Raw genomic sequence first — 25301 nt, forward strand, 5'->3', positions numbered from 1 at the left:
CACCGCCGCGCGAGGATGCCCCTCCAGGGGCATCGCACATGAGCACCACGACGGAATTCGGCGCGGCATATCGCCGTAACATTGGTTGATGCGGTAGAGTCGCGCCTGGCGCAGTGCCTGTAGATCCACGTTCTGTGGCTCAGGTAGGTCGCGCGCGGCACTGGCGCCGTCGCAACCAGGATGTTGTTTTTGTCTAACTTTTGGTGAGACGGCACAACAATTCGCTGCTCTGATGATGTAACCTCCACGAAACTCGAAATGCGAGCTCCAGGGCCAGCGCTGTCCCGATCCACCCGCCGCCACTTCGACGACGACGGGAGTGCCGATGCGCCTCACGCCTGCCCCTCAGGGTTTGTACGACCCCCGGTTCGAGCATGACGCCTGCGGTGTGGCCTTCGTGGCCACGCTCGACGGTGTGGCCAGCCACCAGATCGTCCGGCATGGGCTCACCGCCTTGGCCAATCTCGACCATAGGGGAGCATCGGGCTCCGAGCCCGATTCCGGCGATGGCGCGGGGATTCTGGTGCAGGTGCCCGACGCGTTCCTGCGGGACGTGGTCCCCTTCGAGCTGCCCGAGCAGGGCTCGTACGCCGTTGGTCTGGCCTTCCTGCCCGACGACGACGAACTCGCGCAGAAGACGGTCGACGCCATCGAGCGCATGGCCGCCGAGGAAGAGCTTCAGGTCCTGGGCTGGCGTGCTGTGCCCACCACGACGTCGCTGGTGGGCGCCACCGCCAGGTCCACGATGCCGCGCTTCCGCCAGCTCTTCGTGGGCGGTGCCGAGGGCATGGACCTCGAGCGGCGCGCCTTCGCGCTGCGCAAGCGGGCCGAGCACGAGACCGACGCCTACTTCCCGAGCCTGTCGGCGCGCACCATCGTCTACAAGGGCATGCTGACCACCGGTCAGCTGGAGCCGTTCTTCCCGGATCTCTCCGACCACCGGTTCGCCTCCGCCCTCGCCGTGGTGCACTCCAGGTTCTCCACCAACACGTTCCCCAGCTGGCCGCTGGCGCACCCGTACCGCTACGTGGCGCACAACGGCGAGATCAATACCGTCCAGGGAAACCGGAACTGGATGCGCGCCCGCGAGTCGCTACTGTCCAGCAGCCTTATCCCCGGCGACCTGTCCCGGTTGTACCCGATCGTCGACCCCACCGGCAGCGACTCCGCGAGCTTCGACGAGGTCCTCGAACTGCTGCACCTCGGTGGGCGCAGCCTGCCGCACGCGGTGCGGATGATGATCCCGGAGGCCTGGGAGAATCACGCCGGCCTGTCGGAGGAGCGCCGGGCGTTCTTCCAGTTCCACAGCGCCGTCATGGAGCCGTGGGACGGCCCGGCGTGTGTGGTGTTCACCGACGGCACGCAGGTCGGCGCCGTGCTCGACCGCAACGGCCTTCGTCCAGGCCGCTGGTGGGTCACCGACGACGGCCTCGTGGTTCTCGCCTCGGAGGCTGGCGTGCTCGACATCGAGCCGTCGAAGGTCGTGCGCAAGGGCCGTCTCGAACCCGGCCGGATGTTCCTGGCCGATCTGGCCGAGCACCGGCTGATCAACGACGACGAGGTCATGAACGAGCTCGCCACCGCGCACCCGTACAGCGAGTGGCTGCATGCCGGCCTGATCCATCTCAACGACCTGCCTGAGCGCGAGCACGTGGTGCACACCCACGCCAGCGTCGCTCGTCGTCAGCAGACCTTCGGCTACACCGAGGAAGAGCTGCGCATCCTGCTGACGCCGATGGCGATGAAGGGTGCCGAGCCGATCGGCTCGATGGGCACCGACACGCCCATCGCCACCCTGTCCGAGCGGCCGCGGATGCTGTTCGACTACTTTTCCCAGCTGTTCGCTCAGGTCACCAACCCGCCGCTGGACGCGATCCGCGAAGAGCTGGTCACGTCGCTCGCCAGCACCATCGGCCCGGAGAGCAATCTGCTGGAGCCGGGCCCGGCGGCCTGCCGTCAGCTCGTCGTCCCGTTCCCCGTGATCGACAACGACGACCTCGCCCGCATCATCCACATCAACCGGGACGGCAACCTGCCCGGGTATGCCACGCACGTGATCCGCGGCCTGTTCGATGTGGCTGCCGGAGCGTCCGGTCTGGCCCGCCGGCTCGACGAGATCTGCAACGAGGTGTCCAAGGCGATCGACGCGGGGGCGCGGATCGTCGTTCTCTCCGACCGGCACTCGGACGCCACCCAGGCACCGATTCCGTCGTTGCTCCTCACCAGTGCCGTTCATCACCATCTCATCCGGGAGAAGACGCGTACGTCTGTCGGGCTGGTCGTCGAGGCAGGCGACGTGCGCGAGGTTCACCACGTCGCGCTTCTCATCGGCTACGGCGCCGCCGCCATCAACCCGTATCTGGCGATGGAGAGCGTCGAGGACCTCGCCCGGCGGGGAACGTTCCTGAGCGGTGTCGAGCCCGAGAAGGCCGTCGCCAATCTGATCAAGGCGCTCGGCAAGGGCGTGCTCAAGGTGATGAGCAAGATGGGGGTGTCGACCGTCGCGTCGTACACCGGCGCGCAGATCTATGAAGCGCTAGGGCTGTCGGCCGATGTTGTTGACAAGTACTTCACCGGGACCGCGTCCCGGCTGGGCGGCGTCGGCCTGGACGTCATCGCCGAGGAGGTTCGCCGCCGGCACGTGCGGGCCTACCCGCCGGGCGGCGTGGCCCCGGCGCACCGCACCCTCGATGTGGGCGGCGAATACCAGTGGCGGCGCGAGGGCGAGCATCACCTGTTCGACCCCGAGACCGTGTTCCGCCTGCAGCACTCCACCCGAGCCGGACGCTACGACGTCTTCAAGCAGTACACGAGCCGGGTTGACGAGCAGACCAAGCGGCTGATGACGCTGCGTGGGCTGTTCGCTTTCAAGGAAGGCGCACGGCCGCCGGTGCCGATCGAGGAAGTCGAGCCGGTCGAGTCGATCGTGCGGCGGTTCAACACGGGCGCGATGTCCTACGGCTCCATCAGCAAGGAGTCGCACGAGACGCTGGCCATCGCCATGAACCGGCTGGGCGCCCGGTCCAACACCGGTGAGGGCGGCGAGGACACTGACCGGCTCTACGACCCGGAGCGGCGTAGCGCGGTCAAGCAGGTCGCCAGTGGGCGCTTCGGCGTCACCTCGGAGTACCTGACCAACGCCGACGACATCCAGATCAAGATGGCGCAGGGCGCGAAGCCCGGCGAGGGCGGTCAGCTTCCCGGAAACAAGGTGTACCCGTGGGTGGCCAAGACCCGGCACTCCACGCCGGGCGTGGGGCTGATCTCTCCGCCGCCGCACCATGACATCTACTCCATCGAGGATCTCGCGCAGCTGATCCACGACCTGAAGAACTCCAACCCGGCGGCACGTATCCACGTGAAGCTGGTGGCCGAGGTGGGTGTCGGTACGGTCGCAGCGGGTGTGTCGAAGGCGCACGCCGACGTGGTGCTCATTTCGGGACACGACGGCGGTACGGGCGCCTCGCCGCTGACCAGCCTCAAGCACGCGGGCGGCCCATGGGAGCTCGGGCTGGCCGAGACACAGCAGACGTTGCTGCTCAACGGCCTCCGGGACCGGATCGTGGTGCAGACCGACGGCCAGCTCAAGACCGGTCGTGACGTCGTCATCGCCGCGCTGCTCGGAGCGGAGGAGTATGGCTTCGCCACCGCTCCGCTGGTGGTGTCCGGCTGCGTCATGATGCGGGTCTGTCATCTGGACACCTGCCCCGTGGGAATCGCGACCCAGAACCCGGAGCTGCGCAAGCGCTACACCGGCAAGGCGGAGTTCGTCGTCACCTTCTTCGAGTACATCGCCGAGGAGGTCCGCGAGTACCTCGCACAGCTGGGCTTCCGCAGCCTGGACGAGGCCATCGGCCACGCCGAAGTGCTCGACACCACCGAGGCTGTGGACCACTGGAAGGCCACGGGACTGGACTTGTCTCCGCTGCTGCACGTGCCGGAGCTGCCCGAGGGTGCTGCCCGGCGTCAGGTAGTGGGGCAGGATCACGGCCTGGAGAAGGCGCTGGACAATCAGCTCATCGTGCTCGCCACCGACGCTTTGGAGCACGGCGAGCCAGTACGGGCACAGGTCGCGGTGCGCAACGTGAACCGGACCGTCGGCACGATGCTTGGTCACGAGGTGACGAAGAAGTACGGCACCGACGGGCTGCCGGACGGAACCATCGACATCACCCTGGTCGGCTCGGCCGGACAGTCGTTCGGCGCATTCGTTCCCCGCGGCGTCACGCTGCGCCTGGAGGGCGATGCCAACGATTACCTCGGCAAGGGCTTGTCGGGAGGCCGGATCATCCTCCGGCCGGACCGGTCGGCGAACCTCGTCGCAGAAGACAACGTCATCACCGGCAACGTGACAGCGTACGGCGCCACCAGCGGCGAGCTGTTCATCCGCGGCGTGGCCGGCGAACGCTTCTGCGTGCGCAACTCCGGCGTGACGGCCGTCGTCGAGGGTGTCGGTGACCACGCCTGCGAGTACATGACCGGCGGTGTGGCGGTGATTCTCGGCAAGACCGGACGCAACGTCGCCGCTGGCATGTCGGGCGGCACGGCGTACGTGCTGGACCTCGACCCAGCACTGGCCAACAGCGAGATGGTGGAACTCGAGGAGCCGTCCGGCGAGGCGGTGGAGATGCTGCGCGGGCTGATCACCCGCCACCGCGAGGAGACCGGTTCGACGGTGGCGGAGCGGCTGCTGGCGGACTGGGAGACGACCGTGACGCGGTTCACCACGGTGATGCCGCGTGACTTCAAGCGAGTGCTCGCCGCCAAGGCCGCCGCCGAGCGCGATGGACGAGATGTAGACGTAGCTGTGATGGAGGTGGCCGGTGGCTGATCCACGTGGATTCCTGACGACTGGGCGGCAGGGCGCCACCCCGCGACCGGTGCCCGAGCGGGTCAAGGACTGGGACGAGGTCTACCCGAAGCCCGGAATCGGCAAGACGTTGCTGCCGATCATCACCAAGCAGGCCGGGCGCTGCATGGACTGCGGCATCCCGTTCTGCCACCAGGGCTGCCCGCTGGGGAACCTGATCCCGGAATGGAACGACCTTGTCTGGCGGGACGACTGGCACGAGGCGGCCGAGCGGCTGCACGCGACCAACAATTTCCCGGAGTTCACCGGGCGGCTGTGCCCGGCGCCATGCGAGGCGGCGTGCGTTGTCGCTATCGCCGACGACGCCGTGACCATTAAGAATGTCGAGGTCGCCATCATCGACCGGGCGTTCGAGGAAGGCTGGGTGGCTCCGCAGCCTCCGGAGCGGCTGACCGACCGCACCATCGCGGTGATCGGATCCGGCCCGGCAGGCCTCGCGGTGGCACAGCAGCTGACCCGCGCCGGCCACACGGTGGCGGTGTACGAGCGGGCGGATCGCATCGGTGGTCTGCTGCGCTACGGCATTCCCGAGTTCAAGATGGAGAAGCGCCACCTGGACCGTCGCCTGGAACAGATGCGCGCCGAGGGCACCATCTTCCGTGCCGGCGTCGAGGTGGGGGAGACCCTGACCGGCCAGGAGCTCAAGGCCCGGTACGACGCCGTCGTGCTCGCCGTAGGCGCCACGGAGGCTCGTGACCTCCCGATTCCGGGCCGGGAGCTGGACGGGATCCACCAGGCGATGGATTACCTGCCGCAGGCCAACCGGGTGGCGCTCGGCGAGTCCGTGCCGGAGCAGATCACCGCCGAAGGCAAGCACGTGGTCATTATCGGTGGTGGCGACACGGGCGCCGACTGTCTCGGCACAGCGCACCGGCAGGGCGCCGCGTCCGTCACGCAGCTGGAGATCATGCCGGAACCACCGGACACCCGGCACGAGTCCACCCCGTGGCCCACCTGGCCGCTGATGCTGCGTACGTCGAGCGCCCACGAGGAAGGTGGCGAGCGGGTCTACTCGGTCTCCACCACGGAATTCGTCGGGGACGACGCGGGCAACGTGCGCGCATTGCGGCTTGTCGAAGTGCAGCGGGCGGTTACCGGCGGGTTCGAGCCGGTGGAGGGCACCGAGCGCGATTTGCCGGCTGACCTCGTGCTGTTCGCGATGGGCTTCGTCGGGCCGGAGCGCTCGCCGCTGCTCGAGCAGCTGGCCGTTGAACTGGACGGGCGCGGCAACATCGTACGGGACAGCGCCTACGAGACCAGCGTTCCCGGGGTCTTCGTGGCCGGCGACGCGGGCCGTGGCCAGTCGCTCATCGTCTGGGCGATCGCGGAAGGCAGGGCGTGCGCGTCGGCCGTGGACCACTGGCTGACCGGAGCTGACCGGCTCCCGGCTCCAGTGGCGCCGACCGACCGCCCGCTCGTCGTGTGACCCCCACCCCTGTTGGTCACCTGATCGTCGAAATGTCGGCTGATCCACGTCGACGGGAAGATCAGGTGACGAACAGCGCGGGGGAGCTGGTGTGCCTCCAAAGTTGTGTCACCTGATCATCTCCACGATGTGGACAGCTGTGGATCAGATGGCACATCAACGCAGTACAACGCTGATCTGTCAGCTGATCGTTAGCGCTCTCGCCGCGCACGCGATCAGATGACATTTCGACGATCAGGTGGTGAATAGCGGGTGCGAGTGGGCTTCCACTCGCCGGAACGAGTGGATTGGGTCTAGAGTTGATAGACGTGCGTAAAGCGAAGATAGTCTGCACCCTCGGTCCGGCGACCGATTCCCCTGAGCGACTGCAGGAACTGGTCGAGGCAGGCATGGACGTGGCCCGCTTCAACCTCAGCCACGGCAGCCATCTCGAGCACGAGGAACGGTACGCCCGGGTCCGCAAGGCTGCAGCCGAGCTGGGCCGCAATGTCGGCGTGCTTGTCGACCTGCAAGGCCCCAAGATCCGTCTGGGTACGTTCGAGCAGGGCTCTGTCGTCCTCGAGCCCGGTGCGACGTTCACCATCACCACTGATGACATCTCCGGCGACGTGGAGCGTAGCTCCACCACCTACACCGGGCTGCCGGGCGACGTGAAGCGCGGCGACCAGGTACTCGTCGACGACGGCCGCCTCGCCCTCGAGGTCGAGGACGTGCAGGGCAGCGACGTCGTCACCCGGGTCGTCCTGGGTGGCCGGGTCTCCAACAACAAGGGACTGAACCTCCCGGGCACGGCGGTGAGCGTTCCGGCTATGTCCGAGAAGGACATCGAGGACCTTCGCTGGGGCCTGCGCACCGGCGCCGACATGATTGCGTTGTCGTTCGTGCGCTCCGCGGCCGATATCGAGCCCGTTCACCAGATCATGCAGGAGGAGGGCATCCGCCTGCCGGTCATCGCCAAGGTGGAGAAGCCGCAGGCGGTGGAGAATCTGGAGGAGATCGTCGATGCGTTCGACGGCGTCATGGTCGCCCGCGGTGACCTCGGGGTCGAGTTGCCGCTGTGGGACGTGCCGCTGGTTCAGAAGCAGGCCGTGTCGTTGTGTCGTCGTCGGGCCAAGCCGGTGATCGTCGCCACGCAGATGCTCGACTCGATGATCGGGAATCCGCGACCGACGCGGGCGGAGACCTCCGATGTCGCCAACGCGGTGCTCGACGGCGCGGACGCGGTGATGCTGTCCGGCGAGACCAGCGTCGGGAGCTACCCGATCGAGACGGTCGCCACCATGAGCAAGATCGTGGAGACGGTGGAGGCGCATGGCCTGGACCGCATTCCGCCGCTCGGCACCAAGCCTCGCACCAAGGGTGGCGTGATCACCAAGGCCGCGGTTGAGGCCGCGGAGCTGCTCGATGCCAAGTACATCGTGGCGTTCACGCAGAGTGGCGACTCGGCTCGCCGCATGTCGCGGATACGGACCTCCATCCCCTTGCTGGCGTTCAGCCCGCTGGAGACGACCCGCCATCAGCTGGCGCTGTCGTGGGGGATCGAAGCCTTCCCGGCTGACCATGTGGAGCACACCGACGAGATGGTCAAGCAGGTAGACCGGGTTCTGCTGGAGCAAGGACGATGCGAGCGGGGTGACCTGGTGGTCATCGTGGCCGGCTCCCCTCCAGGCATTCCCGGTTCCACCAACGCCATGCGCGTGCACCGTATCGGCGATGCCGTCGGCAACGTCGCACCCGCCTACAACTGAGTCACCTACCGCGTCTGGAATGCCCGGCCCGCCATGTGCTGGCCGGGCATTCGCGACTTCACGCTCGCCGCATGCGGTGATAGCCACTTCGCCTCCAGGAGCGCAAGAGAGCGCGGAACACGAGGACTTCGGCTACGCACCAGGGCCACCCTGTGCTCCGGCGGCGCAAGCATGTCGTGATGTCCGCGCGCCCCCTCGACGCAGAACTGGGTCCGCCTGGGCCAGTACGACTTCCATGCTGATGGCACGGTCGACGAGCGACATTGGCATTGGAGTCAGCGGGTCCGGGTCACGCGCACATACACCGGATTCACGGCTCAGGGATGTCCCACTCGGTCCTGCAGCATCCAGACCGCCGGCGGCTACCAGTCGACCGGAGCGTCCAAGACGCTCACCGGCACCTACACCGTGACGGGCAATACGGTCCGGGTGACGTGGAGCGGAGACGGCGGCTGGGAGGAGTGGACGATAGCCTCGGCCGCCGACGGCGCGCTGGCCACCCTGGAATTCTCCGGTTCGAGCTTCGGCGCCACGCACGGATACGGCTACGGCAGCAACGCGGCGTGGAGCGCCCGAATGCCCATGTCCACCATCGCCGCGGCCGACCATTGGCAGTTCGAGCACTCCTACCGCCTGTGGAAGACCACGGCCACCAACCAGCCCCCGTTTATCGACAGCGGCGACGGCTCGCCGTTCTGGGTGCGGGACTGGTCGGTATGCAGCGGCGGCAGCTGTCTCGGTGCCCGCACCACGGGCGGGGGAGGCCCGGGAACGGACTACTACGTCTCGCCGGCCCGTAGCCCGATCGGGCATCGCCGGGACACGATGTGGAGCTGGCGGCTGGCGAACGCTGACGGCCGGGCGAGTACTGCTACACCGGGCACTCGCACGTCAAGCCCATGCTGCAGATCGTCGACGACAATGGCGGCTTCCATGGGTGGGTGGGCGTCGAGGCGTCGTTGAACGAGACCGTGCCAGCCCAAGGCGCCTACGCGGACGACATCGGCTCCGCACCGACCTGGAACCCGGCGCTGCTGGGCTCTCCGGCCGGGGAGGCGCCGACCGTCGCATACACGAACGTCGCCCCGTGGGAGGGCATCGACGGCGAGTCGGCCGGACATGACGCCCTGCGTGAGTCGCTGGGCGGCGCATTGCCGGACAACGACGGCTACATCTTCGGCTGGGTGTGGTCGTATCCGATCAAGGCAGCGCTGGAGGCGGCGGCCGCCAGCGGCGATCTGACCCGGTCGGGCGTGCGCGGCGTCGTCGACGGCCTCGACGTCGACTACGAGGGGATGCTGCCGACCGCGACGTTCGGCGGCGACCCGAACGAGGTGGCGGTGCGCACCGCCGTCATCAACAAGCCGGACGCCGAGGGATCGCTCGGGCTGTCGACCGTCGAGTCCGGCGTGACCGGCCCGACGGCCGACGCCTACGAGTACACGTCGGCCTGTTCCTGACCGTACGACGCGCATCGGGGCGCCGGACCTTTGGAGGTCCGGCGCCCCGATCTCACGTACCAGCACATCTAGCGCTGTAGCCCGGGTGGGAGTCGAACCCACAAACACGGCATTTTGAGTGCCGCGGCTTTGCCAGTTTGCCTACCGGGCCCACGGAAAGAAGCTACCTGCGCGCGGACGCAGCCAAGTCTACCGGGTCTGGCGATGTGGTCGGAGGCGCCCCATGGGCGTTTGACGTACAGGACATGAATCCTGACAACTCTGTCGGTGTCGGCCGATAGCTTCTGCTTGTGAGTACATGGGCCTTCTTGGCCCGTATCGATGATATCTGTCACGCGATGAGGAGTGCTGGCATGCGCACCTTAGAGGAAGTCGCGCTTGTGAAGAAGCTCTGGGCCGACGGCCTGAACAAGTCTGAGATCGCCCGGGCTACCGGCATCTCGCGCTGGACGATTCGGGAGTGGCTTCTGGGAAATGTTCCGGACTTCGAGGGTCATCGCGCTGGTACGTCCGGATACACCCGGTACGCATGCCCCGTTTGCATGAGCCGGCTAGACCGTATTCCCAGGGAAGAGTATGTCTACCTCCTCGGCCTCTACCTTGGCGATGGGTGCCTGTCGCTGGACAAGAAGGGGGTGTACAAGCTGCGCATCATTTGTTGTGATGACTATCCCCAGCTCATGCAGTGGTGCGAGCAAGCCATCGGCGCAGTGCTTCCAGTCAAGGTGGGGCGGGTTCAGAAAGTGGGATGCACCGAAATATACGCAAACTCGAAACACTGGGCATGTCTGTTCCCGCAGCACGGGCCTGGGCGCAAGCATGAGCGAAAGATCGAGCTGGCGCCATGGCAGCAGGAGCTCGTCGAGGCGGATCCGGGGCCCCTCCTTCGCGGGCTGATTCACTCCGACGGCTGCCGGGCGCTCAACCGGGCATACGGCACTCATTACGCGCCCTATCCGCGCTACGAGTTCACGAACGCCTCGGTCGACATCCGGGACATCTTCACAGCCGCGTGTGACCTGCTTGGCATCGAGTGGCGGCAGAGCAGGCCGCGAGTGATCTCGGTGGCGAAGCGGGCGAGCGTCGCCGTCCTCGACTCCTTCATCGGGCCGAAGACCTGACACGCCCCAGCCAGGTGACGCGGCAGGGTCCATAGCCGCTAAGCTGCCCGGGTGACCGATACGCCAGCTACCGACAGCCAGACCGCTCCCGCCCGACGCGTCCTTGTGGCCGAGGACGAGTCGCTGATCCGTCTCGATCTGATCGAGATGCTCCGGGAAGAGGGCTATGACGTGGTCGCCGAGGCGGCTGACGGCGAGACAGCGGTCCGCCTCGCCGAGGAGCACCGGCCGGACCTGGTCGTGATGGACGTCAAGATGCCGGTGCTGGACGGAATCTCCGCCGCCGAGCGCATCGTGGGCCAGCGCATCGCGCCGGTCCTCTTCCTGACTGCATTCTCCCAGCGTGACCTGGTGGAGAGGGCACGAGAGGCAGGCGCCATGGCGTACCTGGTCAAGCCGTTCTCCAAGAGTGACCTGGTGCCCGCTATCGAGATGGCGTTCTCCCGGCACGAAGAGATCTCGCAGCTGGAGAAGGAGGTCGCCGACCTCGGCGAGCGCCTGGAGACCCGCAAGCTGGTCGACCGGGCGAAGGGACTGTTGCAGACCAAGTACGGCCTCAGCGAACCGGACGCGTTCCGCTGGATCCAGAAGGCGGCGATGGACAAGCGCACCTCGATGCGCAACGTCGCCCAGGTGGTGCTGTCCGAAAGCACCGAGATGGCGGAGGACCCCGGAGCGCCGGAACCGCAGGACAGCTGATCCGTGCGTGGCCGGTACGCGGCGGCCGTCGCCGCGGGCGCATCGCTGGTTCTCGCCTCATGCGGTGTTCTCGACCAGATAGGCGGAAGCGACGGTCCGATCCAGCAAGAAGCGACGGTGGTCGTGCTCGTGCCCGAGGGCACCGCGAGCGGAGAGGGCGTCGTCGCCGCCGTCGAGGCGGCTGTCGGCGAACGTACGGATGACATCGCGGGGTGGACCGTCACCGTCGAGACGGTGGGCGACGTCACGGAGGAGGACCAGCTCGCCGACGTGGCCGGGCAGATCGTGGCCGACGACGTGGTCGCCGTTGTCGGAGGACTCTCCACCGACGTTGTCCGCGCCGTTCAGCCCGTCTTCGACTCCGCGAATCTCCTCTTCGTCTCACCCGCGGACACCACGCCGGAGCATGTGCGTGGAGCCGATCCGGCGCAGCCGTTGCGGCCGTACTCGACGTACTTCCGCACCACCGTGGCGAGCGACGATCCGGTCCGGGAGCTCGCCCGGCACGCCGCCGGTGCCCTGGGCTTAGCCAAGATCGCCGTGATCGACGCGGGAGACACCGGCGAAGCAGACCAGTTCGCGGAGGCCTTCCGGGAGACCGGTGGTGACGCGCTCCGGGTCGATGAACACGATCCGCCGGACGACGAGTCGAGCGACGACGAGGCCGGCGACGAGGCCGGCGACGAGGCCGGCGCCGACCAGGACCGCGATGGCGAGGAGGCCGGTGACGACGACAGCAGTGGTGGAACCCGAAGCGCTCCGCCCGTCACGGTCGACGACGTCCCGGCGATGCTGGAGGAGGCGCGCGATGAGGACGCCGAAGCGGTCTTCGTGTCCGGCCGTGCGCAAGTCGCGGCCCGGGTCGCCGACGAGATCGCGAACCGCGGCCTCGATATGACGTTACTGGGCGGCTCGGTCCTGGCGACGGATGACTTCCTCGCGGAGGCAGGCTCCGCGGCCGAGGGCGCGCTGAGCGCTGGGAGCGGCGAGCTTTCCCGGACGGAGCCGGAACCACCTGCCGAGCTGGATGGCCTGTTCGATTCCGCGGGTTCCGCGCTCGGGCCTCACGGGGCCGCCGCGTTCGATGCGGGATATGCCGTGGGCGAGGTTCTCAGCCGGTGCCTGCCGTCCGCCGACTCACCGTCCTCGGCACGGCGAGGTTGCGTAGGGGAGATGGCGGAGGTCTCGTTCGCCGGTGTCACGGGTGAGGTGGCGTTCGACGAGTTCGGTGACCGCCTGGGTGCGGCACCGGTCATCACAACGGTTCGCGGCGGCACTTTGGTGCCGGTTTCGGCCCAGGAATGACGTAGGTGGACGCTCGTGACACATCACAGTCCACTAACAACGTGTTGCAGGTCCATTTCGATGCGTGCGCTGCGCCGTTCTGTGAACTAAGTTCTGACGATCACATGGACTATTGGCACCGTTTTGCGAAGCCTGGTGGGGCCGGGTCGTGAAGGACCTCCCCGACACGGTTCGGCTGCGGACGGTGCCGCCCGAAGAAGGAGCACAGATGAACCGCAGAATGCGACTCTGGCGGTCGCTCGCCGTGGTGGGTGTGGCCTCGCTCGTGCTGGCCGCATGCGGTGGAGACGACGCCGAAGAGCCTGGTGACGACGGCGGTGTCACCACCGAAGAGCCCGAAGGCGAGGGTGACGAGGGCGGCGAGGAACAGCCCCCGGCAGAGGGCGAGTTCGAGCCGGCCGAAGGCGACCCCGCTATGACCATCGGGACTCTCCTGCCGCAGAGCGGGAGCTTGTCGTTCCTCGGCCCGCCCATGGAGACCGGCGCCGCGGTCGCGGTCGAAGAGATCAACGAGAACGGCGGCATCGACGGAGCGCCGGTCGAGCTCGTGAACGCCGACGAGGGCGACGCCAACCTCAACATCGTCGGCCAGTCCGCCGACAGCCTGATCAACCAGGGCGTCGACGCCATCCTCGGCGCCGCCGCCACGGGCATGTCGCAGCGCGTGTACAGCGAGATCACCGGCGCTGGCATTCTGCAGATCTCGCCGTCCAACACCGGCGTCGAGGTCACCGACTGGGAGACTAACGGACTGTATTTCCGCACCGCGCCCTCCGACGTCCTGCAGGGTGAGATCCTCGGCGAGGTCATCCTTGAGGACGGGCACGAGACGCTCGGCATCCTCTACATCGACTCGCCCTACGGCGAGGGGCTCGCGGAAGCGGTGGCCTCCACTGTCGAGAGCGCCGGTGTCGAGGTGGTCGTGCAGACAGCGGTAGCCGAGAACGCGGAGAGCTACAGCGCCGAGGTCGCCGCGCTGGCGGCAGAGTCGCCCGACGCGATCGTCGTGGTCAGCTACGACCAGGTCTACTCCATCATTCCCGAGCTGGAGTCGGCGTTCGATGACCTGTCCGGCCTCTATCTGGTGGACGGCAACACGAAGGACCTCAGCGTCGGCCCCACCGAGGATGAGCCCGGCCTTCCCGAAGGTGTCGTCGAAGGCGCCACCGGAACCATCCCGGGCCAGAGTGTGGAAGGAACGCCGTTCGCCGAGCGCCTGCTCGAGGTGACCCCGGACCTGGACTCGTGGACGTACGCTGGCGAGGCCTACGACGCGATCATCCTGGTGGCGCTGTCCGCGATCCAGGCCGGCTCCACCGAGAGCGCCGACATCGCGGCCGAGATGGTCGACGTGTCCGGCACCGACGGGACGGAATGCTCCACGTTCGCGGAGTGCAAGACGCTCATCGAATCCGGTGAGTCGATCAACTACGAGGGCATCTCCGGGCCCATCGAGTTCGACGAGAACGGTGACCCGCAGAGCGCCTTCATCGGCATCTACGATTTCGACGCCAGCAATGTTCCCGTCTACCGTGAGGCCCGCACGCTCGACATCGAGTGAGCGAGACTTCGCCGGCACGGCGAGCCGAATGACGAGGGCCGCCTCACCCGTCGTGGTGAGGCGGCCCTCGTCGTTCGTGTGCTGACCTGGCCGGAACACGCGCCGACAGGCGGGCCCGCGTCCGCGTCCGCCAGGAATGAATGCAATGAGCCGTCGAAGCGGCGTGTGGATCAGACGCGGGCGAGTGTCCCGAGGTACAGCTCGATGACCTTGGGATCGTCGAGCAGGGCAGGACCGGTTCCCGTGTAGGCGTTACGGCCCTGGTCGAGCACATAGCCGCGGTCGCAGATCTGCAGGCACCGCCGGGCATTCTGCTCGACCATGATGATCGACACTCCCGCCCGGTTGATCTGCCGGGTACGGATGAACACTTCGTCCTGCATGGCGGGGGAGAGGCCGGCCGAGGGCTCGTCGAGCAGAAGCACCGACGGTTCCATCATCAGTGCGCGGCCCATGGCCACCATCTGCCGTTCTCCGCCGGAGAGGGAGCCGGCCCGCTGATGCCGACGGTCGGCGAGGGCGGGGAACAGGCCGACGACGAAGTCGAAACGCTCGGCGAACTTGCGCGGCGACTGGAACGCGCCCATCTGGAGGTTCTCGCTGATGGTCAGCGACGGGAAGACGTTGTTGGTCTGGGGGACGAAGCCGATTCCGCGGGAGACCAGCACGTTGGCCTTGTGGCCTGTGATGTCCTCACCGCGATAGACGACGCCGCCGGATGTGATCTTGACGAGACCGAACAGCGCCTTGAGCAGTGTTGACTTGCCGGCGCCGTTGGGGCCGATGATGCCCACGAGCTCACCGTCGGCGAGATAGAGGTCGCAGCCGTTGAGGATGTTGACGCCGGGAAAGTACCCAGCCACGATCTCGTCGGCGTGCAGGAGGGCCGTCTCCGACTGGGCGAGGTGCTCGCCCCGGTCCACAGTGGTGCCGTCAGTGCTCATCACGGGCTCCCAGCGCCGGCTCGGCGGCCTCGGAATCGTCGTCGGGTGAGGAGAACTCCTTCTCGAGCCGGGATTCGACCTCCGCGAGCTGTTGGCGCTCTTCGGCTTCGGTGGCCGGAGCGTCGTGATGGACGCCGAGGTAGGCGTCGATGACGACGGGATCGGCCATGACGACGTCCGGTGGCCCCTCGGCCACCACGGATCCCTGCGCCATCACAATCACCCAGTCCGCGATGTCGTGAACCATATCCATGTCATGTTCGACGAACAGCACGGTCATGCCCTGTTCTCGCAGGTCTTTGACGTGGCCGAGCAATGACTGGGTGAGCGCCGGATTGACCCCTGCCATCGGCTCGTCGAGCATCACCATGGTGGGCTCCGACATGAGCGCCCGTGCCATCTCCAGCAGTTTGCGCTGCCCGCCGGAGAGGGAGCCGGCGAAGTCGTCCCGGAGCGCATGGAGCTTGAACCGGTGCAGCAGCTCATCGGCGCGTTCGGTGATCGCCGCTTCCTGCGCCCGCCAGGTGAAGGGCAACATGGCTCGCCACAGGCTCTCTCCGCGCTGGCCGGTAGCTCCGAGACGCATGTTCTCGATGACCGGCAACCGCGACAGCGCCTTGGTGAGCTGGAAGGTACGCACCATGCCGGCGTGCGCGACCCGATACGCCGGTTTGCCGGCCAAGGGCGTGCCCTCGAATGTCCAACTCCCGGTGTCTGCCCGGTCAAAGCCGGTCAGCAGGTTGAACAACGTCGTCTTCCCGGCGCCGTTGGGACCGATCAGGGCAGTGATCACGCCACGCTGGATCTCGATGTGGTCGACGTCGACTGCGGTCAGCCCGCCGAACCGGCGGCTGACCTTGTCGGCCACCAGGATCGGGTCGGGCTTGGGCGCTCCCGGGACCGTGGGGACGTCGTGGAGCCTGCGTGCCGTGGACGGCGCGGGTCCGGGGGCGGCGTCAGCGGACATCGAATGCCAGCTCCCTTCGGTCTCCCACGATGCCTTGTGGGCGGAAGATCATCAACAACATGAGGCCCAGTCCCACTAGCATGACGCGGATCAGCCCGATCTGCGACTGGGAGACGAGGGCCTCGGGGACCCAGCCCGCGCTGGCCCCGGACCGGAGGATGGATTCGGTGACCGCGAAGACCAGCCAGAGGATCACCGCGCCCAGAACGGGTCCCAGGACGCGCGCGACGCCACCGAGCAGCAGGAGTGTCCAGAAGAAGAAGGTCAGCTGTGTCCCGAAGACGTTGGGCAGGACGGCTCGTTCTCCGGTGACCAGGGCGATGCCCGCGATAGATCCGATGACGCCGCCGATGATCAGGGCCTGCATCTTGCGCGCGAAGACGTTCTTGCCGAGGCTGCGGACGGCGTCCTCGTCCTCACGGATCCCCTTGAGGATGCGTCCCCACGGGCTGCGCACGAGCAGCCACACCAACAATGCGATCACCGCGACCAGCGACCATCCGACGATCATGAACCAGGCCCGGTTCGGAGTCACCGACACAGGCCCGAAATGGAGGGTCTCGTTTGGGAGGGGATTCGCATTGTAGAACGCATTGGAGAAGGCACCGGAGAAGCCGGACGAGCCGCCCGTCCAGCGTGCGTAGACCGTTGAGCCGATGACCAACCGGACTATCTCGGCGGCCGCGATGGTGGCCACGGCCAGATAGTCGGCTCTCAGGCGCAGGGTGGGCAGGCCCAGGAGCAGCGCGAGCAGCACGGCCATGGACATGCCGATCAGCGCGGCCAGAAAGTACGGGACGTCGAAGTGCACGATCGAGATCGCGGTGCCGTAGGCACCCACCGCGAGGAAACCTGCCTGCCCGAAGTTCAGCAGCCCGGTGTAGCCGAAGTGGATGTTGAGACCGATGGCGGCGATCGCGTACGCGATGGCGTTGACCCCAAATGCCGCGTGGAAGCTGTTGGCGACCAGCGAGTTCCAGTCCATGATCCTCCTCCCTTAACCGACCCGCTCGCGCCGGCCGAGCATGCCCTGGGGGCGAACCAGCAGGATGAGGATGAGAATGGCCAACGCACCCACGTTCTTGATCTCGGTGGGTATCACGATCGTGGACACCTCGATGAACACTCCCACGATCAAGGCGCCGGCCATCGCGCCGAACGCCGTTCCGAGGCCACCGAGCACCACGGCGGCGAACATCAGGAGCAGCATGTTCACGCCCATCTGAGCGCTGACCTGCTGCGACAGGCCGAGGAACATGCCGCCGAGCGCAGCCAGTGCGGCTCCGACGGTCCATACTCCACGCACGACGGCGTCGACGTTGATGCCCGACGCCGCTGCCAGTGCCGGATTGTCGGACACGGCCCTGGTGGCCTTCCCCCAGCGTGTGCGCAGGAGCACGTAGGCGACGGCGACGAGCAGGGCGGCCGCGACACCCATCGTCACGTAGTCGTAGACGGTCAGTCTCGTAGGTCCGAGATCCACCACCGGCGAGCGGTGTGGGAACGAGCGGGGCGACGAGCCGTAGAACGCCTGCACTACCGAACGCGCGAACAGGGACAGCCCGATCGTCACGATCATCATCGGGATGATTCCGGTCCCGCGTCTTCGCAGCGGTTTCCACAATGCCGCATCTTGCGTCCAGCCGAACAGGGCGCCTGCGATCAGGACCATCACGGCGGCGAGAACCAGCGGGACGCCCATACCCGCTGCGAAGGTGTACCCCAGGAGGCCACCCAGCGTGACCTGTTCGGCGTGGGCGAAGTTGGTGAGCCCGGTGGTACCGAAGATGAGAGATAGCCCCACCGCGGCGAGGGCGAGCAGTAAGCCGAATCGCAGGCCCACAGAGCCGCGCTCGAGGATGCGGTCGAGGGTGCTGGCCGACCTGGCGACACCTTCGCCGAGGTTGAACCGGACCACCTGGCTCCGCCCGGTGCGAACCTCACCAGACCAGGGGTTGTCCTCGGCATCGCGCAGGACGACCTCGTCCGGCAGTGTGGACTCGTCCAGCGCGGCGGTGTAGGAACCCGGGCCCGGCAGCTCGACCAGCCAGTCGCCGTTCTCGTCGGTCACGCCTTCGCCCTCGAAGCCCTCGCCCTCGATGGCGATGCGCACGCCCGGCACCGGAATCCGCTCGTCGTCAGCGGTCCGCTCCTCGAGCGTGCCCCGGATGGACTCCGTGGAACCGCTCGCCTGTGCCAGGGGTGCGAATGCCGCACCGGCCAGCACAGCCACGAATAGGCCGGCCAGTACAAGGGCCAGAGTCCGCGCGACGCGCGGTACGACACCAATTGCCACCTGGCTCCCCGTGTTCTCCTTGGATTCGGTGCGGGGAGCATAGCCGGTATCGGCCGGAACACCGAAGCCGAGTGCCCGATGTGTCCAGACCGATACCAGACGGTAACTAGGTGTTATCGGTCGAAACAGGCCGGAGGAAACATGTGATCCGCGCAGTGCACACGCGTTGACCTGCCTCATCGGTGATGACGATGTCGTAGGTCGCGAAGCTGCGACCGCGGTGCGCCGGTGTGGCCACGCCGGTGACGAGACCGGACCGGACCGCCCGGTGGTGCGTGGCATTGATGTCGACACCCACCGGCATCCTGTCCGGCCCGCCGTGCAGCGTGGCCGCGATCGAGCCCAGGCTCTCGGCGAGCACGCACGACGCCCCGCCGTGCAGCAGGCCGACGGGCTGGGTGTTGCCCTCTACCGGCATGGTCGCCACCACTCGCTCGGCAGTCGCCTCAACGTAGGTGATGCCCATCCGCGTGTCGAGTTCGGAAACGGGCAGATCCGTGAGCATGGCCGTGGCCGCGGGTGTCTCGGGTGTGTCGTTCACGATGCCGATTCTTCCTCACGGCAGGGCCGGGCGACATTGTCGGTGCCGCGGACTAGGGTGGCGCCGTGGCTGATGTTGCTGAGACCCCCCGCTTGCTGCTCCTCGACGGTCATTCGCTGGCCTATCGGGCGTTCTACGCCCTGAAGGACGCGAACCTCGTGACCACCACCGGTCAGCACACCGAGGGCGTCTACGGCTTCACCTCGATGCTGATCAACGTCTTGCGCGACGAGGCCCCTACGCACGTGGCCGTCGCATTCGACGTCTCGCGGCAGACGTTCCGCAGTGAGACGTTTCCCGAATACAAGGCCAACCGCACCAGCTCTCCGGACGAGTTCAAGGGACAGGTCGGACTCGTCAAGGAGGTGCTGACCGCGCTGCGGATCCCGTATGTCGAGAAAGATGGATTCGAGGCCGACGACGTCATCGCCACCCTGGCGACGCAAGCCGAGGCCCAGGGGGTGGACGTCTTCATCTGCACCGGAGACCGTGACGCCTTCCAGCTGGTGAGCGACCATGTCACCGTGCTCTACCCGAAGCGAGGCGTTTCGGATCTGGCCCGGATGACCACCGCGGCGGTCCAGGAGAAGTACGGCCTGACACCTGCGCAGTATCCGGACTTCGCCGCGCTTCGCGGCGACCCGTCGGACAACCTGCCGAACATCCCGAGCGTCGGGGAGAAGACGGCCGCCAAGTGGGTCGTCCAGTTCGGCTCCCTGGACGAGCTGGTCGCCCGCGCCGACGAGGTCAAGGGCAAGGTCGGCGACGCTCTGCGCGCTCACCTGGGCCAGATCATGACCAACCGCCAGCTCACCGAGCTGGTCCGCGACGTTCCGCTCGACGTCCGCATCGACGACCTGATCCGTCAGCCCTGGGATCGGGAGGCGGTACACCAGCTCTTCGACACCCTCCAGTTCCGCGTTCTCCGGGATCGCCTGTACGAGTACCTCGACGCGGGCGAGCCGGAGGCCGATGAAGGGTTCGAGATCGAGACCGTTCAGCTTCAGCCCGGAGCGGTTGCCGGTTGGCTGGCCGAGCACACGTCCGGCGCCGAGGGCAGCCTGGTGGGTGTGTCGGTTCGCGGCTCGTGGGGGCGCGGAACCGGCGAGATGACCGAGATCGCGATCGCCACGTCCACCGGTCTGGGCGCTTGGTTCGAGCCGGCGTCGCTCCCTCCCGAGGACGACGCCGCGGTCGCGGCCTGGCTGGCCGACCCGGATCGTCGCAAGGTCTTCCACGACGCCAAGGGGCCGCTGCACGCGCTTGCCGCTCGCGGGTGGCCGGTGCAGGGCATGGCCACAGACACCGCTCTCGTTGCCTTCCTGGCCCTGCCGGGGCAGCGCTCCTACGATCTTGCCGACCTCGTGCTCCGCTTTCTCGGGCGCGAGCTGCGCGCCGAGTCCGGGGGAGCCGCGGTGCAGCTCTCACTCGACGGCGGCGACGAGGAACAGCTGGGCCGGGACGAGGCCATCCGGGCGCGTGCCGTTCTCGACCTCTCGCACGCCCTCGACGCCGAGCTGGACAAGCGGGGCGGGCGCACGCTTCTGGATGAGGTCGAGCTGCCGCTCGTCTCTGTTCTGGCCGGCATGGAGCGCACCGGCATCGCCGTCGACGTGGGTTATCTGGAGGAGCTCGAGTCTTCGTTCGCCGGCGCGGTGTCCACGGCGGCCTCGGATGCCTACGCTTCCATCGGCCACGAGGTCAACCTCGGTTCCCCGAAACAGCTGCAAGTGGTGCTGTTCGAGGAGCTCAACATGCCCAAGACCAAGCGCACCAAGACGGGCTACACCACCGACGCCGATGCGCTGGCCGAGCTCTACGCCAAGACTGAGCATCCGTTCCTGGAGGCGCTGCTGCGGCACCGCGACGCGTCGAAGCTGCGGGTCACCGTCGAGGGTCTGCTCAAGTCCGTCGCCGACGACGGCCGCATCCACACCACGTTCCACCAGACCATCGCTGCCACCGGCCGGCTTTCGTCGACCGATCCCAACCTGCAGAACATCCCGATCCGCACGGCGGAGGGTCGCCGGATCCGCGAGGCATTCGTCGTGGGCCAGGGTTATGAGAGTCTCCTCACCGCTGACTACAGCCAGATCGAGATGCGCATCATGGCGCATCTGTCCGACGACGACGGCCTGATCGAGGCGTTCGCGTCCGGCATGGACTTCCACTCGGTGACCGCCGCCCGGGTCTTCAGCGTCCCGGCCGAGAACGTCACGGGTGAGATGCGGGCAAAGATCAAGGCCATGAATTACGGGCTGGCGTACGGGCTGTCCGCGTACGGCCTGTCCAAGCAGCTCACCATCGAGGTGGGCGAGGCCCAGAAGCTGATGGACGAGTACTTCGAGCGTTTCGGCGGTGTCCGCGACTACCTGCGCGAAGTTGTCAAACGGGCAGCGGGCGAAGGATGGACCGAGACCATCCTCGGCCGGCGACGTTACCTTCCCGATCTCACCAGCGATAACCGGCAGCGCCGGGAGATGGCCGAGCGGATGGCGCTCAACGCGCCGATTCAGGGCTCGGCGGCAGACATCATCAAGGTGGCGATGCTCAACGTGGAACGAGCGCTTCGCAGCGAGGGCTTCCGCTCGCGGATGCTACTTCAGGTCCACGACGAGCTGGTCCTCGAGCTCGCGGCAGGGGAACGCGAGGCCGTGGAGGAGCTGGTACGGCGGGAAATGGGCGCGGCGTACCAGCTGCGAGTCCCGCTCGAGGTCTCGGTCGGCGCGGGTCGCACGTGGCAGGACGCGGCACACTGACCGCCGGCACGCGATCAAAGTTCTCGCGTGCGAAGTCCGGCGAACGGTAGCGAAATCTGCCCTTTTCGTGACAGGCTCGTGACTGGAGGTCCTGTGGGTGGGGCCAAGGCCTGGCGTGTGGTCGAGCGGAGGTCTGTGTGCGGCGTGCACTGCGTGTAGTCATCGGTCTGGTCACCGCGGCCAGCCTGTTCTGTCTGGGCAGCTCAGCGGTGGAACCGGGTCCGAACGCGGGCTGGCTGACCGTGGCCGCGGGCGCCGCCGCTTACGGTGAGTCCGCCCCCGCGTCCATCCTTCAAACCGAGACCGCCGCACGTGATGTCGATCCACGCTCCGAATGGGGGACCGCAGAGGCGTCGGTCACCGCTTTGGAGGACGAGCCGGTGGATGGCGAACACCCGGAGTCCACTGCCGGTGGCCCGTCGGCCCTGACCGGCGGCACGGCAACCGGCGGAGGCGGCCTGGGGATTCCGGACGTCGTCCTGCGTGCTTACCAGCAAGCCGCCGATGAGTGGAACGATCGTCAGCCTGCCTGCCGGATCCGCTGGCAGATCCTTGCCGGCGTGGGCAAGGTCGAATCCAGCCACGCGCGCAACGGCCAGGTCACCGCGGCCGGTGTCACTCAGCCGCGCATCCTCGGGCCGGTGCTGAACGGTGGTCCCGGCATCCGGGCCATCCGTGACTCCGACGGCGGCCGTTGGGATGGCGACACGGTGTGGGATCGCGCCGTCGGTCCCATGCAGTTCATCCCGGGTACGTGGCGGGCGTTCGGGACGGACGCCACCGGAGACGACGTCGCCGACCCGCACAACGTGTTCGACGCGACGCTCTCGGCGGCTCGCTACCTGTGCTTCGGCGGCGCGGATCTCTCCACGGACGCGGGGCTGAGCGCCGCCCTGATGCGCTACAACCACTCGAGCGCCTATGTGGCGAAGGTCCGCGGGTGGATCGACGCCTACGACGAGGGAGCGGCCACGGTCATCGCCGCGGCCGGGCCGGGTGCCGCGTCATCCGGGCCAGCGGCGACTCACACCTCGCCAGGACGTGATGGACCGTCGGCGGGGTCTCCCCGGACCAGTCCGAGCCCGCAGCCGACAGATTCGCCCGACCCCACGGCCACGCCGACCGCCCGGCCGACGACGTCCCCGGATCCGACCAAGCCACCGAGGCCGACGAAGACGCCGGAGCCGACGAAGACGGCCACCGCCACCTCGACGCCGACCGCCGAGCCGACGACGTCCCCGGAACCGACCGAGACTCCGAAACCCACCGAGTCCCCGGAACCGACGGACCCTCCGGAACCGACGGCCCCTCCGGAACCGACGGACCCTCCGGAACCGACGGCCCCTCCGGAACCGACGGACCCTCCGGAACCGACGGACCCTCCGGAGCCCCCGGACTGCCCGAAGCCGACCGAGACCGCCACGGACACACCGACGCCGACGCTGGACGCTGAGGACCGTTCGGAAACAGATACGGAGTCCGCCATCGCGGAATCCGAGGATGGCGACGAGGCACCGGATTCGGAGTGCTTAGAGGACCCGGACCAGGACGACAACGAGGACGGCGAGCACGAACCCGAGCAGTCGCCGGAGCCCTCGATGACCGCGCCGTTGGCAAGCGAGACCCCGAGGCGTATACAGTCGCCGAGGTCGTGACCTGATCGCGACATTGATCTAATTGACCGCTCGCCCCGCGGCCAGGTAGCCTATCCTGTGCGCTGTGGGCTTGCGCGTCCTCGGACCGAGCAGGCTCGCGCTCGTTCTTGTCGGTCGGCCGGTGCTCTGCCAGATTCTCCGTCCCTCGGCTCGGCGATCAAAAGGGCCCGTGGCGTCACGTACCGCATACACAACTGTCCGGAGCCCGCTTCCACATGACGAGCAGCATCGAGGCTGAAACACCCACTGTTAAGACCCCTGCATCGCCGCAGGTGGCGGTCAATGACATCGGGTCCGCGGAGGCCTTCCTCGCCGCGATCGACGAGACCATCAAGTACTTCAACGACGGCGACATCGTGTCCGGAACCGTCGTCAAAGTCGACCGGGACGAGGTCCTGCTCGACATCGGCTACAAGACCGAAGGCGTCATCCCTTCGCGAGAGCTGTCGATCAAGCACGACGTCGATCCTCACGAGGTCGTCAGCGTCGGTGACGACGTCGAGGCGCTTGTTCTCCAGAAGGAGGACAAGGAGGGCCGGCTGATCCTGTCGAAGAAGCGCGCGCAGTATGAGCGGGCTTGGGGCAAGATCGAGGCCATCAAGGAGGCCGACGGCGTCGTGTCCGGCTCCGTCATCGAGGTCGTCAAGGGTGGTCTCATCCTCGACATCGGTCTGCGTGGCTTCCTTCCCGCATCGCTGGTCGAGATGCGCCGCGTCCGCGATCTTCAGCCGTACGTCGGCAAGGAGATCGAGGCCAAGATCATCGAGCTGGACAAGAACCGCAACAACGTGGTGTTGTCCCGCCGGGCATGGCTCGAGCAGACGCAGTCCGAGGTGCGCTCCACCTTCCTGCAGACGCTGCAGAAGGGTCAGATCCGCTCGGGCGTCGTCTCCTCGATCGTCAATTTCGGCGCGTTCGTCGATCTCGGCGGCGTCGACGGTCTGGTGCACGTCTCGGAGCTGTCCTGGAAGCACATCGACCACCCGTCGGAGGTTGTCGAGGTCGGCCAGGAGGTCACCGTCGAGGTGCTCGACGTGGACATGGACCGCGAGCGTGTCTCCCTGTCGCTCAAGGCGACGCTGGAGGACCCGTGGCAGCAGTTCGCCCGTACCCACCAGATCGGCCAGATCGTGCCCGGTAAGGTCACCAAGCTGGTGCCGTTCGGTGCCTTCGTCCGGGTGGACGACGGCATCGAGGGCCTGGTGCACATCTCCGAGCTCGCCGAGCGCCACGTCGAGGTGCCGGAGCAGGTCGTCGAGGTCGGTGCGGACGCCATGGTCAAGGTCATCGACATCGACCTGGAGCGTCGTCGTATCTCGCTCTCGCTGAAGCAGGCGAATGAGGGAGACACCGCCGAGCACGTGTCGGAGCACTTCGACCCGACGCTCTACGGTATGGCCGCCGACTACGACGAGCAGGGGAACTACAAGTACCCCGAGGGCTTCGACCCCGAGACCAACGACTGGCTCGAAGGTTACGAGAAGCAGCGCGAGGAGTGGGAGCGGCAGTACGCCGAGGCCCACGCGCGCTGGGAAGCTCACAAGAATCAGATCCAGACCGCTCAGGTCGCCGATGCCGAGGCGAAGGCGGACAACCCGTCCGAGTACTCGTCGGCGCCTGCCGACCAGGTCGACGAAGGCGGCACGCTCGCTTCCGACGAGGCGCTCCAGGCGTTGCGGGAGAAGCTGACCGGCAACTGATCGCTGGCATCTGTTGAGGGCCGGGAGAGATGTCTCCTGCCGACAGGCCTACGGCCGTGAAGAAAGAGCATTTCACGGCCTCCGGCTTTAGCGTCGGCTGGAGACATCTCTCCCGGCCCTTGCCGTTCCCTCCTGTTGCGCAACTTCTCGGTGTTTTCGCTGGCGGGTGGTCTGGTAACGGGACGCGACCGATCGGTGGCCTGGATGTAGGAGAATCGTGACTGGTGATCATGAGGGTGGCCTCCGGCA

Annotated in this window: 17 protein-coding genes and 1 tRNA gene; 12 read left to right on the forward strand and 6 right to left on the reverse strand. The window is 67.2% G+C overall.

Annotated features, from left to right (window positions below):
* Positions 1-325 precede the first annotated feature (325 nt).
* From gltB to G1H11_RS00895, 5 genes are all read left to right on the forward strand, one after another.
* Positions 326-4831 (forward strand): glutamate synthase large subunit, encoded by a 4506-nt coding sequence (gltB, locus tag G1H11_RS00875; protein ID WP_163815147.1) that lies wholly within the window; start codon positions 326-328, stop codon positions 4829-4831.
* The gene (locus tag G1H11_RS00880) at positions 4824-6296 is read left to right on the forward strand and encodes a glutamate synthase small subunit (protein WP_163815149.1); all 1473 of its coding nucleotides are present in this window, start codon (positions 4824-4826) and stop codon (positions 6294-6296) included. Before gltB ends, G1H11_RS00880 begins: the two co-directional genes overlap by 8 nt.
* A 308-nt stretch (positions 6297-6604) precedes the next feature.
* Positions 6605-8044 carry a pyruvate kinase gene (gene pyk / locus G1H11_RS00885; protein WP_163815151.1) on the forward strand — a complete coding sequence of 480 codons (1440 nt, stop codon included), beginning with the start codon at positions 6605-6607 and terminating at the stop codon, positions 8042-8044.
* Between the two features lie 429 nt (positions 8045-8473).
* Positions 8474-9007, forward strand: a complete 534-nt coding sequence (locus G1H11_RS00890) for a hypothetical protein (protein WP_163815153.1) — start codon at positions 8474-8476, stop codon at positions 9005-9007.
* On the forward strand, positions 8944-9504 hold the full coding sequence (locus G1H11_RS00895; RefSeq protein WP_163815155.1) for a hypothetical protein: 561 nt from the start codon (positions 8944-8946) through the stop codon (positions 9502-9504). The genes G1H11_RS00890 and G1H11_RS00895 overlap by 64 nt, the downstream gene beginning before the upstream one ends.
* A 77-nt stretch (positions 9505-9581) precedes the next feature.
* Here G1H11_RS00895 and G1H11_RS00900 read toward each other — a convergent pair.
* A tRNA-Leu gene (locus G1H11_RS00900) sits at positions 9582-9655 on the reverse strand.
* Between the two features lie 202 nt (positions 9656-9857).
* Here G1H11_RS00900 and G1H11_RS00905 point away from each other — a divergent pair.
* The 4 genes from G1H11_RS00905 to G1H11_RS00920 all read left to right on the forward strand — a co-directional run bounded on the left by G1H11_RS00905 (position 9858) and on the right by G1H11_RS00920 (position 14190).
* Positions 9858-10625: a transcriptional regulator gene (locus G1H11_RS00905; protein WP_163815157.1), complete on the forward strand. Its 768-nt coding sequence runs from the start codon at positions 9858-9860 to the stop codon at positions 10623-10625.
* A gap of 51 nt (positions 10626-10676) precedes the next feature.
* Complete coding sequence (locus tag G1H11_RS26745; protein WP_343074785.1) at positions 10677-11324, forward strand: ANTAR domain-containing response regulator; 648 nt, start codon at positions 10677-10679, stop codon at positions 11322-11324.
* Positions 11325-11327: 3 nt separating this feature from the next.
* Positions 11328-12629, forward strand: a complete 1302-nt coding sequence (locus G1H11_RS00915) for an ABC transporter substrate-binding protein (RefSeq protein ID WP_163815159.1) — start codon at positions 11328-11330, stop codon at positions 12627-12629.
* 208 nt (positions 12630-12837) lie between these two features.
* Positions 12838-14190: an ABC transporter substrate-binding protein gene (locus G1H11_RS00920; protein WP_163815160.1), complete on the forward strand. Its 1353-nt coding sequence runs from the start codon at positions 12838-12840 to the stop codon at positions 14188-14190.
* A 170-nt stretch (positions 14191-14360) separates the two neighbouring features.
* Here the strand turns inward: G1H11_RS00920 and G1H11_RS00925 are convergent, their stop codons facing one another.
* The 5 genes from G1H11_RS00925 to G1H11_RS00945 all read right to left on the reverse strand — a co-directional run bounded on the left by G1H11_RS00925 (position 14361) and on the right by G1H11_RS00945 (position 18902).
* A complete protein-coding gene (locus G1H11_RS00925; RefSeq protein ID WP_163815163.1) occupies positions 14361-15134 on the reverse strand; it encodes an ABC transporter ATP-binding protein in 774 nt (257 codons plus the stop codon).
* Positions 15124-16101 carry an ABC transporter ATP-binding protein gene (locus G1H11_RS00930; RefSeq protein ID WP_163815164.1) on the reverse strand — a complete coding sequence of 326 codons (978 nt, stop codon included), beginning with the start codon at positions 16099-16101 and terminating at the stop codon, positions 15124-15126. The genes G1H11_RS00925 and G1H11_RS00930 overlap by 11 nt, the downstream gene beginning before the upstream one ends.
* Positions 16091-17086, reverse strand: coding sequence for a branched-chain amino acid ABC transporter permease (locus G1H11_RS00935; protein WP_163815166.1), 996 nt, complete (start codon positions 17084-17086; stop codon positions 16091-16093). The genes G1H11_RS00930 and G1H11_RS00935 overlap by 11 nt, the downstream gene beginning before the upstream one ends.
* Positions 17087-17098: 12 nt before the next feature.
* Positions 17099-18397, reverse strand: a complete 1299-nt coding sequence (locus G1H11_RS00940; RefSeq protein ID WP_163815168.1) for an ABC transporter permease subunit — start codon at positions 18395-18397, stop codon at positions 17099-17101.
* A gap of 106 nt (positions 18398-18503) precedes the next feature.
* Entirely contained in the window at positions 18504-18902 is a 399-nt protein-coding gene (locus G1H11_RS00945; RefSeq protein ID WP_163815879.1) for a hotdog fold thioesterase, read from the reverse strand.
* Positions 18903-19003: 101 nt separating this feature from the next.
* Here G1H11_RS00945 and polA point away from each other — a divergent pair, with 101 nt between their 5' ends.
* The 3 genes from polA to rpsA all read left to right on the forward strand — a co-directional run bounded on the left by polA (position 19004) and on the right by rpsA (position 25052).
* A complete protein-coding gene (gene polA / locus G1H11_RS00950) occupies positions 19004-21697 on the forward strand; it encodes a DNA polymerase I (RefSeq protein WP_216843308.1) in 2694 nt (897 codons plus the stop codon).
* A 137-nt stretch (positions 21698-21834) separates the two neighbouring features.
* On the forward strand, positions 21835-23352 hold the full coding sequence (locus G1H11_RS26260) for a lytic transglycosylase domain-containing protein (protein ID WP_216843309.1): 1518 nt from the start codon (positions 21835-21837) through the stop codon (positions 23350-23352).
* Between the two features lie 215 nt (positions 23353-23567).
* A complete protein-coding gene (gene rpsA, locus G1H11_RS00960; protein ID WP_163815170.1) occupies positions 23568-25052 on the forward strand; it encodes a 30S ribosomal protein S1 in 1485 nt (494 codons plus the stop codon).
* The last annotated feature ends 249 nt before the right edge of the window (positions 25053-25301 follow it).

It is taken from the genome of Phytoactinopolyspora alkaliphila, from assembly GCF_010550695.1.
In the GTDB taxonomy this organism is placed as follows: domain Bacteria; phylum Actinomycetota; class Actinomycetes; order Jiangellales; family Jiangellaceae; genus Phytoactinopolyspora; species Phytoactinopolyspora alkaliphila.